9 protein-coding genes are annotated in these 12,150 nt (G+C 70.8%); all 9 read right to left on the reverse strand.

Annotated elements, in window-relative coordinates; translation table 11 throughout:
• Window positions 1–59 precede the first annotated feature (59 nt).
• Window positions 60–791: a hypothetical protein gene (locus IEY99_RS16820; protein ID WP_189204225.1), complete on the reverse strand. Its 732-nt coding sequence runs from the start codon at window positions 789–791 to the stop codon at window positions 60–62.
• Window positions 792–907: 116 nt separating this feature from the next.
• Window positions 908–3,025, reverse strand: coding sequence for a glycogen debranching protein GlgX (gene glgX / locus IEY99_RS16825; RefSeq protein ID WP_189204227.1), 2,118 nt, complete (start codon window positions 3,023–3,025; stop codon window positions 908–910).
• Window positions 3,022–4,803 (reverse strand): selenocysteine-specific translation elongation factor, encoded by a 1,782-nt coding sequence (gene selB, locus IEY99_RS16830; RefSeq protein WP_189204835.1) that lies wholly within the window; start codon window positions 4,801–4,803, stop codon window positions 3,022–3,024. Before selB ends, glgX begins: the two co-directional genes overlap by 4 nt.
• A 2-nt stretch (window positions 4,804–4,805) precedes the next feature.
• The gene (gene selA / locus IEY99_RS16835; protein WP_189204229.1) at window positions 4,806–6,146 is read right to left on the reverse strand and encodes an L-seryl-tRNA(Sec) selenium transferase; all 1,341 of its coding nucleotides are present in this window, start codon (window positions 6,144–6,146) and stop codon (window positions 4,806–4,808) included.
• Window positions 6,147–6,209: 63 nt separating this feature from the next.
• Window positions 6,210–6,704, reverse strand: coding sequence for a hypothetical protein (locus IEY99_RS16840; protein ID WP_189204231.1), 495 nt, complete (start codon window positions 6,702–6,704; stop codon window positions 6,210–6,212).
• A 172-nt stretch (window positions 6,705–6,876) separates the two neighbouring features.
• Window positions 6,877–7,518: a hypothetical protein gene (locus tag IEY99_RS16845; protein WP_189204233.1), complete on the reverse strand. Its 642-nt coding sequence runs from the start codon at window positions 7,516–7,518 to the stop codon at window positions 6,877–6,879.
• Between the two features lie 388 nt (window positions 7,519–7,906).
• Entirely contained in the window at window positions 7,907–8,674 is a 768-nt protein-coding gene (locus tag IEY99_RS16850; RefSeq protein ID WP_189204235.1) for a hypothetical protein, read from the reverse strand.
• Window positions 8,671–10,404 carry a hypothetical protein gene (locus tag IEY99_RS16855; protein ID WP_189204237.1) on the reverse strand — a complete coding sequence of 578 codons (1,734 nt, stop codon included), beginning with the start codon at window positions 10,402–10,404 and terminating at the stop codon, window positions 8,671–8,673. The genes IEY99_RS16850 and IEY99_RS16855 overlap by 4 nt, the downstream gene beginning before the upstream one ends.
• Window positions 10,401–11,615 carry an ATP-binding protein gene (locus IEY99_RS16860; protein WP_189204239.1) on the reverse strand — a complete coding sequence of 405 codons (1,215 nt, stop codon included), beginning with the start codon at window positions 11,613–11,615 and terminating at the stop codon, window positions 10,401–10,403. Before IEY99_RS16860 ends, IEY99_RS16855 begins: the two co-directional genes overlap by 4 nt.
• Window positions 11,616–12,150: the final 535 nt, after the last annotated feature.

The raw sequence follows: 12,150 nt of genomic DNA on the forward strand, positions 1-12,150 counted from the left end.
ACACGCGGACTCGCCCGGCCACCAGGGCCGGGCGAGTCCTTCGGGGGGATGGGATGACGTCAGTTGGCCTTGAGCAGGATCCGGCCGGTCTGGGCGGCGCAGCTGCCCCACTTGTTGGCGTTCGTGATCTTGAGAACGTACGCCCGGTTCGGCTCCAGGCCGCTGAAGTTCAGCGACCGGGCTCTGGTCCAGCTGGCACCGGTGGCGGCGTTGGTGGCGACGACCTTGTTGTCGGAGAGCCGGACGAGCTGGGCGGTGCTGGTGAAGCTCATCTTCGGGTTGCGCGGGTCGTCCGGCTGCGCTCCGCCGGTCGGACCACCCAGGTAGCCCTTCCACTGCGGCGCGGTGTAGGTGAAGGTCGCCTTGGTGCGGTCGGTGCCGCGGACCGCCTTCGCCTTGATCACCATCGTCGGCACCAGCGACTTCTCCGTCACGGAGATGCTGCTGCCCTGCCCCTCGGCGTCCCGCGAGGCGACCGTGATCTGGTAGCGGGAGCACTTGTCCGGCGTGGCGACCGTCAGCTGGTGGGTGCCGCCGGCGTTCAGCGGCTGGGTCGCCGCGACGACGTACGACCAGCTGGTGACACCGTCCGTGACGGTGACGCGGTAGTTGGTGGCGCCGGCGACCGGCTTCCAGTACACCAGGGTCTGCGCGGCGTTCTGCGCCGAGCGCACGTTCCGCAGGCCCATCGGCGTGCCGGGAATGCTCGCGGCAGCCGAGGCCGGGTGCGGGGCCACCAGGACGGCCGTCACGGCCACCCCCAGGATGGCGGCCAGGCGTGCCAGCTTCATCTGCTCGTTCCTTCCCGTCGTGTGCCGAGGTGGGAAACGATGCCAGCGGAGCCTCAAGGCCACCGCAAGGCGGCGTCCGCGTTGCCGCAAAGGTAACTGTCAGTAATCGGTGACGCTCAGTAACTACAGCGCAGGACGACCATGGTGTGGCCGCCCACCTCCAGCGACCCCGCGGCCCGCACCGACCGGCGTCGGCCGGCCAGCAGCGGGTCGGCCGTGTCGATCACCTTCTCCCAGGTCCGTCCGTACTCGCGCGGCGGCACCGTGAAGGTGACCCGCTGGGGCAGCGGGTTGAACAGCACCAGGAACGAGTCGTCCACGATCGGCTCGCCGAGGGCGTCACGCTCCGGGATGCCGTGGCCGTTGAGGAAGACCGTCATCGTCATGCCGGACTGCGCGGTCCAGTCCTGCGGCGTCATCGGCTCGCCGTCGCGGCGCAGCCAGGCGATGTCCGGCAGCTTCGAGTCGCCCGCCGGCCCGCCGGTGAAGAACCGCCGGCGGCGGAAGATGGGATGCTCGGCGCGCAGCTTCGTCAGGCTCCGGGTGAACAGGGTGAGCACGTCGTGGTGCCGGGCGTCGGCCCAGTCGATCCAGCTCAGCGCGTTGTCCTGGGCGTAGACGTTGTTGTTGCCGTGCTGGGTGCGGCCCAGCTCGTCGCCGTGCGAGATCATCGGCACGCCCTGGGACAGCAGCAGCGTGGCGAGGAAGTTGCGTTTCTGCCGCTCGCGCAGCGCGATGATGTCCGGGTCGTCGGCCGCACCCTCGGCGCCGCAGTTCCAGGAACGGTTGTGGCTCTCGCCGTCGCGGTTGTCCTCGCCGTTGGCCTCGTTGTGCTTGCCGTTGTACGAGACCAGGTCGGTGAGGGTGAAGCCGTCGTGCGCGGTGACGAAGTTGATCGAGGCGATGGGACGGCGGCCGTCGATCTCGTACAGGTCCGACGAGCCGGTGAAGCGCGAGGCGAACTCGCCGAGGCTGGCCGGCTCGCCGCGCCAGAAGTCGCGGACGCTGTCGCGGTACTTGCCGTTCCACTCGGTCCACAGCGGCGGGAAGCCGCCGACCTGGTAGCCGCCGTCGCCGACGTCCCACGGCTCGGCGATCAGCTTCACCTGGCTCACCACCGGGTCCTGGTTGACCAGGTCGAAGAAGGCGGCGAGGCGGTCGACCTCGTGGAACTCGCGGGCCAGCGAGGCGGCCAGGTCGAAGCGGAAGCCGTCGACGTGCATCTCGGTCACCCAGTAGCGCAACGAGTCCATGATCAGTCGCAACGACTCGTGGTGGCGCACGTTGAGGCTGTTCCCGGTGCCGGTGGTGTCGTAGTAGTACTGCCTGTCGCCGTCCACCAGCCGGTAGTACGCCGGGTTGTCGATGCCCCGGAACGACAGCGTGGGGCCGAGGTGGTTGCCCTCGGCGGTGTGGTTGTAGACGACGTCCAGGATCACCTCGATGCCGGCCGCGTGCAGCGCCTTGACCATCGACTTGAACTCCTGGACCTGCCCGCCCCGGCCGCCGAAGGAGGCGTAGTCGTTGTGCGGGGCGAAGAAGCCGATGGTGTTGTAACCCCAGTAGTTGCTCAGCCCGCGCTCGACCAGCCCGCTGTCGTGCACGAACTGGTGCACCGGCATCAGCTCGACGGCGGTCACGCCGAGCTCCCGGAAGTGCTTGATCATCTCGGGGTGCGCCAGGCCCGAGTAGGTGCCCCGGACGTCCTCGGGGATCCGCTGGTGGCGCACCGTCATGCCCTTGACGTGCGCCTCGTAGATGACCGTCTGGTGGAACGGGATCCGCAGCGGCCGGTCGTTGGCCCAGTCGAAGTACGGGTTCACCACCACCGAGCGCATCGCGTACGGGGCCGAGTCCGCGTCGTTGTACGAGCCCGGATCGCCGAAGTGGTACGAGAACAGCGCGTTGTCCCACTCGTGGTGCCCGTCGATCGCCTTCGCGTACGGGTCGAGCAGCAACTTGTGCGGGTTGCACCGCACGCCCCGCGACGGGTCGTACGGCCCGTGCACCCGGTAGCCGTAGCGCTGCCCGGGCACGATCCGGGGCAGGTATCCGTGCCACACCAGCGCCTCGCGCTCCGGCAGGTCGATGCGGGTCTCCACGCCGTCGTCGTCGAACAGGCACAGTTCCACGCGCCGGGCGACCTCGGAGAAGAGCGCGAAGTTGGTGCCGCCGCCGTCGTAGGTCGCACCGAGGGGATAGGGGTTGCCCGGCCAGACGCTGAGGGGGGTCATGGCTCGCACCTACCCCAGCGGTTTGCGCATCGACCCCGCCCGGCGACCGTACGGCGGTCGTCGCTCAGCCGGTGGGTCGCGCCGGTGCGGTCGAGCAGCCCGAGCAGCGGCACCGCCACCCGCCGGGTCGTGTCCAGCGCCCGGCGGGCCTCGCTGAGGGTGAACGGCTGGGCGAGGCCGGCCAGCACACCCACCGCCCGCTCCGGCGCGTCCACGGGCAGCACGACGTTCTCCGCGAGCACCACCACCAGCCCCGCCCGGGCGGCCGCCGCGAGCTGCCGCGCCCCCAGCCCCAGCTCGGCCAGCCGGTGCGTCTCCGGCGCCGCGAACGGCCGGCCGGGGTCGAAGGCCCGCCCCACCGCGGCGGCCAGCTCGCCGGGCACGCCGGCCGGCCCGGCCGAGACCCGCCCCGACCGCAGCGCGAGCGGCGGCGCCACCAGGGCCTCCACCAGGGACCGTTCCGGCAAGCCGAGCCGGTGCCGCACCGCCTCCACGGGAACCCCGGGCTCGAGCGGGCGCTCGCGGGCGTAGGCGCCGACCTCGTCGGCGAGCCGGTCCCGCAGCCGCGCCCAATGCGCCGGATCGGCGAACCACCCACCCGCCACGGGGGCACGGTCCGGCGGCACCCCCATCCGCGCGAGGTCGTCGCGGTGGACCAGCCCCCGGCGCCGCAGCTCGCCGGCCAGGTCGACGGCACCGTCCATCCCGGACAGCGTGGCCGCCCGCGCCGCGGCCGCACCGCGCCGCCGCAGACCCGGCGGCATGACGTCCAGCACGGTCACGCCGCCGGCGACGTGGTGCCGGCCGGGGTCGCGCAGCAGCACCCGGTCGCCGACCCGCAGCGGCAGCCGCCGGGCCAGCCGCAGACGCGCCGTGTCGGCGCCGAGGGGGCGTACCCGTGCCGGCACCGCGGCCGACCCGGCATGCAGCGTGAGCGTCGCCGGCAGGTCCGCGACGGGGTCGCCGTGCACCCGCACGTCGACCAGGTCGGTGAGCACGAAACGCCCCGGCGTCAGCAGGGCGGCCCCGCGCGCGACCGCGTCGCGGGGCACGCCGCGGAGATTGACGGCGACCCGGGCCGTGCCGCGCACCGCCGCGACCGGCTCGCCCAGACTCTGCAACCCCCGCACGCGCACCGGCCGGCCGGCCCCGGTCAGCTCCAGCTCGTCACCGGTACGCAGCTCCCCCGCGCCGAGCGTCCCGGTCACCACCGTGCCCGCGCCCCGGATCGTGAAGGCCCGGTCGACCCACAGCCGTACCGGCCCCTCCGCCGGCGCGGGCAGCCCGAGGACGAGCCGGCCGAGCGCAGCCCGCAGCTCGGCCATCCCCGCCCCGGTGACCGCGCTGACGGCGACCGCCTCGACCGCGCCGAGCGACGTCGCGGCGATCCGCGCGGCCGCCGCGGCCGCCGCGGGCCCCGGATCGGCGAGGTCGGCGCGGGACACGACCAGCAGCCCGTGGCGCACGCCGAGGGCGTCGAGCGCGGCCAGGTGCTCCGCCGACTGCGGCATCCACCCCTCGTCGGCCGCGACGACGACCATCGCGGCCGGCGCCGGGCCCACCCCGGCGAGCATGGTGGGCACGAACCGCTCGTGCCCCGGCACGTCGACGAACGCGACCGTGCCGCCGGGGTCCAGGGTGGTCCAGGCGTACCCGAGGTCGATGGTCATGCCGCGGCGGCGCTCCTCGGCCAACCGGTCGGGCTCCATCCCGGTCAGGGCCCGGACCAGCGTCGACTTCCCGTGGTCGACGTGCCCGGCGGTGGCGACGACGTGCATCGTCACCCTCCGGCGGCTTCCTCGACGCCGGCTTCCCGCGCCCGGGCGGCGGTGGACACCGCCGCGACGAGGGCCGGGTCCCGCTCGGCCGGCACGCAGCGCAGATCGAGCAGCAGCCGGCCGCGGGCGACCCGCCCGACGACCGGCGGTTCCCCCAGACGCAGGGGCCGTGCGTACTCCCCGGGCAGCGCGAGGGCCCACGACGGCAGCTCCAGCTCCGGCGCGCCGCCCCCGCCCACCACGGCGACCGAGGCGACCACCTCGGCGCGGACACCGGCGGCGGCGAGATCGGCGGCGGCGCGCTCCGTGCGTACCCGCAGCGCGTCGGGATCGGTCCGCAGCGCCCGCCAGGTCGGCGTCTGCGGCCCGGCGACGGTGGCGTGCAACGCGGCGAGGGTGAGCTTGTCCACCCGCAGGGCCCGCGCCAGCGGGTGCCGCCGCAGCCGCTCCACCAGCGAGGCCTCGCCCAGCAGCAGCCCGGCCTGCGGGCCGCCGAGCAGCTTGTCACCGCTGGCGACGACGAGATCGGCGCCGCACCGCAGGGTGGTCGCCGCGTCCGGCTCGTCCGGCAGCAGCGGGTCGGGGCCGAGCAACCCGGAACCGATGTCGACGACGACCGGGACCCCGAGCCCGGTGAGCTCCTCGACCGGCACGGCCCGGGTGAACCCGCGCACGACGAAGTTGGACGGATGCACCTTGAGCACGAACCCGGTCTCCGGCCCCACCGCCGCGGCGTAGTCGGCGAGGCGGGTGCGGTTGGTGGTGCCGACCTCGCGCAGCCGGGCGCCGGTGGAGACGAGCAGGTCGGGCAGGCGGAAACCGTCGCCGATCTCGACCAGCTCCCCGCGGCTGACGACGATCTCCCGCCCGGCGGCCAGCACGGTCGCGGCCAGGACCAGCGCGGCCGCGCCGTTGTTGACCACGTGCACACCCCCGGCCACGGGCACGGCGGCGGCGAGCGCGGCCAGGGCGTCCCGGCCCCGCATGGCCCGCCGCCCGCTGCCGAGATCGAGCTCGACGTCGGTGTGCCCCGCCGCGGCGGCGACGGCCTCGACGGCGGCGGCCGACAGCGCGGCCCGCCCGAGGTTGGTGTGCAGCACCACCCCGGTGGCGTTGACGACGCGGCGCAGGCCACCGGGCGCCGCCGGGAGCGCGGCGACGGCGACGGAGACGACGTCGCCGGGATCGATCTCCCCGGCCCGTGCCCGCGCCTGGGCGGCGACGACGGCGGCCTTGACCGGTGCCCGCCCGAGCCGCTCCGCGGCGGCGACGAGGAGCGGCTCGCCGAGCACGGCGTCGGTGCGCGGGATCCGCCGCCGGGGGTCCGCCGGAGTCTGCCCCACAGCGTTCCTCCTCCGCGGCCGATGCAGCAGCACCAAACTACCGGAGGTGGCCGGTTCCGTCCCTCAGGCCTTGTGGGTCAGGGTGGCGCCGGTCCAGAAGTCCTCCAGGACCGCGGTGACCGACCAGTGCCGTGCCGCGCACGAGTAGCCGGGCACCTGCCACCCCGTCACCTCCAGCGGCAGCCTGGCGGTGCCTGCGACGGTGCCGTCGGCGCCGATCGGGTAGTCGTTCGCCTTCGTGACGGTCGCGGACCGGTGGATGTCGACAGTCGACTCGCCGCGGCGGCAGGTGATGTCCACGTCCACGGTCGCGGTGACGGAGATGGTGGTCAGGTCGCCCGCCAGCGCCACATCCACCTCCTGGAAGACGACGGTGGCGACGGCGCCGTCCCAGCGGGCCTCCGCGGCCTCCGGCACGAAACGGGCACCGGCCGCCCCTGCGGCGCCGGAGCCGCCGGCCACAAGGGCCGCGAGGACGGTCATGGCGGCCACGGCGGATCTCGCCAGGGCCCGCCGCAGCGTCCGGGGTGATCTCGGTGTGCTCGGAGTGGATGGCATGCCGGCCTCCCTGGCCTTCGTGATCCTCATCTGACCTTTTCCGGTCACCAGTCCCGGGCCGCGGGCGGCGCGCCCGCGTGCCCGGCGGCGACCGGCACCGGACACGCCCCGGCACCGGCCGCCGCCGTCAACGCCTCACCGGCCGGTCAGCGAAGACCTGGCCGGACTTTCCTCAGACCGGCTCGAAATCCACCGGGACCTCGTTGCCGTTCTGGTCCCTGCCGCCGCCGGAAGCACCGTTGACCACGGTGAAGTCCTTCGTCTCGCCGTCGAGTTCCAGCCTCAGTGTCTCGAAGCCGATGCGCAGTGTGGAAACGTTCCGCAATGCGGCTGCCGAGACCCGGAACCTGATATCGATGTTGACATCGATCAGCTCCTCACGGTGGAAGGTCTCCTTCAGGACGCTCTGACTGGTGTCCTGTTTGAATTTGAGCACCCAGAGATTCCACCCGGACGACGACGGGAGGTTGTAGACCTGCCACAGGCTCTCGAAATTGTGGCTGCGGAGTCGGCCCTGAATGCGCCCCTCGAGATCGAAGCCCTGCGACTCGATCTTGATGCTCCGGAAGGTGCTGAAGCCGTGGAACGCCGTAACCGAGCCGTCTGCCGGTACCTTGGCGGACTTCCCGGCCTGAGCGCCCGGAAGGACGAGCTCGAAGGGACTCTGGGTGATCTGGATCGCCGGGGAGCTCGACGAGTCCGCGGCGCCGGCCGGGCTGGCGGCGGCCTGAGCGCCACCCGCTACCAGGGCCAGGACGCCGGCGGCGACGGCCACTGCGGCCCGGGCGCGGATTTTCCATGCACGATCGTGCATGTCCACCTCTTTCTTGTCCGGTGTTTACGGCACGTCCAACGGACATTTCCGACGCTCCACGTCAGTACCTAGTAGAGCGAGCCGTCCGCCCAGTTAGGACATTGCCGTCGATCAATGTGAGAGTAAAGCAGTCACTGCCGGGTGAACAGGCAGCCGGAAGGGCGCTATCCGACAGATCCGGGCGCGCCGACATAACCTGATCTTTCGAATGTTGCGTTTTGACACAACTCCGGGTCGAGCCGAACTCAGGCCGGTTCCCAGCTCACGTCGCCGAGCTCCGGCGGGACGGGGCGGCCGCCCGTCACATCGGCCACACCCGGGACCGGCGGGGTGCGCCACAAGATGGTCAGATCCGGTCTGGGGCGCAGTGGCCGACGACCGTGCCGGGCTACTTCAGCTCGGTCAGCTCGGCGCGGATCACATCGTTGAGAACGGCGACAGCCGCCAGCTTCTCGTCCTTGGTGTGCTGCGCGCTCGTCAGCATCGCCTGCGTGGCACGGAACGCCGCGATGGCGTCCGCGGAGATCGGCACCTTCGCGCGCAAGGCACTGAAGCGTTCGGTCAGCAGTGTCGGGCTCAGATCGACACCCAGGGTGGCCAGGAAGTCGGTGTAGTCGGCGTAGTGCTCCTTGTAGATCATCGCCTTCCAGTCGTGACGCTCCTTGCGCCTCTCCCGGCGGGCCGTCATGACATGCGTGGCGAACGCACCGACCAGCACGCCGCACAGACTCGTCACCGCCGCGATCACGCCGACCAGAACGGCGGGATTGTCCGGGACGGCGGGTTCGGTGGCGACCGCCACGAACAACGACGACGGCGTCGACGATCCCGCGAGGGAGTACTCGACCAGGACGTAGGATCCCCGCGCGGAGGGAATCCCATCGAAGGGAATGACGACGGTGGACTGCGGGGGGATCACCACCGCGGGCCGTGGCGCCGGGATCGCGGCGTGAGGTCCCGACAACAGAGCACGGGACACGTGCACCGGGCGGTCCCCGGCGTTCTCCAGCTGCACGACGACGCTGTGCGAGGAACCTGCCGGGAACGCGGCGGCCTTGACGACGAGAGGGACTGCCGACAGTGCGGCTCCCGGCAGGAACAACGCGCCGAGGAGCGTCAGGGACACCATCAGCAGCGCGCCCCGGACAAGGCTCAAAGAACGTACCTTCGGAGCTGCAGCAGAACCGTCCGGCGTTCGTCTATCGTCAGCTTGACGAAGGCTTCGAGCCAGCGCTCGAGCCTTGCGGTCTGACGCGGCGGAATGTGCAACCGCATCAGGAGATCCATCGTGAAGCGATGCGCGAGCTCGGAAGGCATGTGCGAGCCCTCCGAAGCCAGCCGGTAGATGATCTCCTCCCGGACGTCCGGCGGCAGGTCGGCCGTCGCGAAGCGGAAGAGCTCGACCTGCTCACTGACGGCGGTCAGCGGGCTCGGCGAGTCGTCGGCCAGCTCCAGGCCGAGGCGCTGGGCGATGAGCCGCTCAACGGCACCGCCGGCCGCGCGCCGACGCCGGGAGATGAAGGCCCAGGTCGTCAGCGCCAGCGCTATACCGGTCAGGGCCGCGGCGATGCTGGCGGCAACGGTCTGTCCGGTGGCGCCGGAGGTGGCGGACCTGTCGAACATGAACAGCGATGTCGCACCGAGAACCAGTGCGGCGAGGGCGACGTAACGGGTGAGCACGCCGAAACGGCTGGAACGGTCGGCGGCGGCGACCTCCATGGCCTCGGCATACTCCGACACGGCGTCGCCCGACAACACGCGGTCACGGAACCTTCGCAGGGCGACGTTCTGCCGACGCTGATCTCGCAACTTCTGCTCGAGCCGATCGAGCCGGCTCTTGAGATCATCCATTTCTTGTCGAAGCTGGCGTCGCTCCTGGATCACCCGACCACACTCCTCTCTGACGCGATCCTCGAGATTTTCCCGCATGCGGTCCCGTTCGAGCTCCAGGGCGTCGGCGCGAGTCCTTATCTTGAGCAACACCTTCTCCACGGCCCGGCACGGGACGTAGCGTCCGATTCCGGCCTCGAAAAGGGCTCGTATCGCGAGCGCGGTGTACTCCGTCCCACTCACCTCGTCCTTGGCCACCCCCCAGCCGCCGTCGGGGTTCATGGCGCGGGCAAGGAGCAGCACCCCTCCGTCCTGGGCGGTCAGTGCCTCAGGCGTCTCGACGGACAGGGCCTGCACCACGATGCTGTGCACGTACGACCCCTGGGCGGCGATCTCGTCCCAGCCGTGCTCGTTGATGTAGCCGAGCAGATAACTCAAGCCCTTCCGGGTGTTCTCGGCGTACTTGTCGAGCCCCGACCTGACCAGAGCGCGCAAGGCCCAGGCGGTCGCGGCGAGCGACTCGTTCTTGGCGATGGCGAGGTCGGGCCACGAACCGGTCTCGGTGCGTTGCCGGTCCACCAGCGCGTCGCACCACTCCTGCAGCAGCCGCCGGTCCCCGCCGTCCGCCGCAGCCAGTGCGGCGCGGCTCAGCGCCACCGTGGGGCAACCCTCGACCGACTCCCGTGCCGCCCGGATGCTCTTGTCCAGCCTCGCGAAAAGCTGGGTGATGTACCGCGCCTCCGAATGCTCGGCGATCGCCACCGTCAGGAGGTCGATGAGGTCGTCCGGGCTCTGCAGGCTTCCCCATTGCCCCCGCACGTACAGTGCCGCGTCGGCGATCTCGACGCCGAAACGTTCCTTGTCGACGCACCGCAGGGCCGCTATCACCAGCGCCGAGCTCCGCAGGTTCGACGGCAGCCCGGCCATCAGGGGCCAGGCGGCCCGCTGCTCGCGGGACTTGGCGAGGAACTCCACGGACTTCTGCAGGGTCCGAGGTATGTAGGACTCCTCGAGGTCCTGCAGCTCGTCGGGCTCGAAGGACGCGACGGTGGTCATGACTTGCCCAGCACCGCGCCGAGCGCGAATCGCCGCACGGGATCGCTCAGCCGGTAGCCGTCCTCGGCCGCGCTGAGGAAGGAGGACCCTTCGAGCTGGTGCAGTTCGCTCTCCACCCCGGCCGTGACGATCTCCAGGGCCGAACCATCGATCTTGGGCGCCAGGTGCAGCGCCAGCTCGGTCGGCCGCACGGCACGGTCGAAGTCGAGCAGGGCCATGATGACGCTCCTGCTCGTTTCCGGCAGCGAACCGGCGAGTTGCACCGCCTCGCAGTACTCGGTCCGGTAGTGATCGATGAAAGACTTCCGAAAGGCTCCCATGTCGGCCGTCCTGGTTGGAGTGACTGCTGCCAGGTCGTACAGGTTCGAGGCGAGAGCGATCAACTTCGCCGGATGACGCGCGGTGACCCGCCCGGCGAGCGACATCACGTCGTCGTCGAACCTGACGGCGTTGCCTTCTAGCCTCTTCATGAGGCACGAGCGGCTTTCCTGATCCGTCTCGAAAGGGCCGAGCGGCACACCGGCCAGAAAGAAACGGCTGGCGCCGAGATCACCTTCGGCCTCGTTGGCCTTCGTGTCCAGGATCGCCCGGCCCCCGGCGACGATCCCGTTCGCGTCGTCTATCAGGCGGAGTGAGAGGACTACCAGGTAGCTGTCCAGGTGCTGAAGTGCGTTCTTGAGCGCCGACAGAGCGAAGGCATCGATCCGCTGCCCCTCGTCGATGCAGACGACGATGCGCTTCCTGCCGGCCTCGCTCGCCAACCTCTGAATGGTTTCCAGGTCGGCTCTCAGGTCGTCGTTCAGCAGTCGTTCGGTGCGGGCCAGCCGAAATTTCGTCGATTCCCCGCCCTTCTCCCAGTCGCGGGTCAGCGTGCGCGATTGCTGGAGGGGATCCACCGAGAGGCAGGCGTCCAGCGTCGAAATGAGGGACTGGACCACCGTCGCGATGTGCTGGCGTCCGGTGGCCGCGGGGTCCAGAGTCGGCAATGCGGCGAGGAAGTCCTCGGCTCGCGACAATTCCACCAGCTTGTAGAGATACGACGTCTTACCGGTGCCGTGTGTGCCGGCGACGAACAGGTGGCGCGGTTGCCCCAGCTTGAGGCCGGTCAGGGTCCGCTTGAAACTGAGCAACTGCTCCTCTCTGCCGACGAAGTACTTTCCCGCCGTCTGTTCCGTGAACGGATTGAGATCAACGGACGGAGCCGACGACAACAGAGTTCTCCTTGGGCTTTGGGCGACGGGCGAGCAAGATGGACTCACAGTATGTGGTGCGGCCGATCGCTGGGAAGTGCGGAGCGTCGCACAGAGCCGGTCGTCATCCTCTCCGGTGCATGAACGACCTCACCGTCATGAGCCCGTATGCGCCGAATGGCCGGCACGAGGCGCTCTCCAGCAGGTCAGGCGATCGGAGGCCGAAATGATCTCCGGCGCCGCTCCGATCACACTCGCGAGGGCTCACTCCAGTTCAATCTTCCGGGGAAGTGTCCGCTACTTGTCAGATCAATGCGCCGATGGGCACCGCCCGCCGCCACATGGACGAGACGGTCAAGATTCTGAATTCTGTTTCTTGCGTCGCGCGACCGGGGGCGGCTTCCGGCTTTCTGTCCGAAGGCTTTCCATGAGCGCACCATAATCGCCGGACACGGGCGCCGGCCGTATCGCCATGGTCAGACAACTCGACCTGCACCGACGACCCCGGAAGGGGAACCCTCACGGGCCGCGCTTCGGGCGTCTCGCCACGCGGCCT

The organism is Couchioplanes azureus (assembly GCF_014648355.1).
Taxonomy (GTDB): Bacteria; Actinomycetota; Actinomycetes; order Mycobacteriales; family Micromonosporaceae; genus Actinoplanes; species Actinoplanes azureus.

What these genes read in the sequence shown, in the direction of transcription:
- IEY99_RS16820 (WP_189204225.1), bottom strand. Translation starts at nt 791, where the DNA reads ATGAAGCTGGCACGCCTGGCCGCCATCCTGGGGGTGGCCGTGACGGCC.
- glgX (WP_189204227.1), bottom strand. Translation starts at nt 3,025, where the DNA reads ATGACCCCCCTCAGCGTCTGGCCGGGCAACCCCTATCCCCTCGGTGCG.
- selB (WP_189204835.1), bottom strand. Translation starts at nt 4,803, where the DNA reads ATGCACGTCGTCGCCACCGCCGGGCACGTCGACCACGGGAAGTCGACG.
- IEY99_RS16840 (WP_189204231.1), bottom strand. Translation starts at nt 6,704, where the DNA reads ATGCCATCCACTCCGAGCACACCGAGATCACCCCGGACGCTGCGGCGG.
- IEY99_RS16845 (WP_189204233.1), bottom strand. Translation starts at nt 7,518, where the DNA reads ATGCACGATCGTGCATGGAAAATCCGCGCCCGGGCCGCAGTGGCCGTC.
- IEY99_RS16855 (WP_189204237.1), bottom strand. Translation starts at nt 10,404, where the DNA reads ATGACCACCGTCGCGTCCTTCGAGCCCGACGAGCTGCAGGACCTCGAG.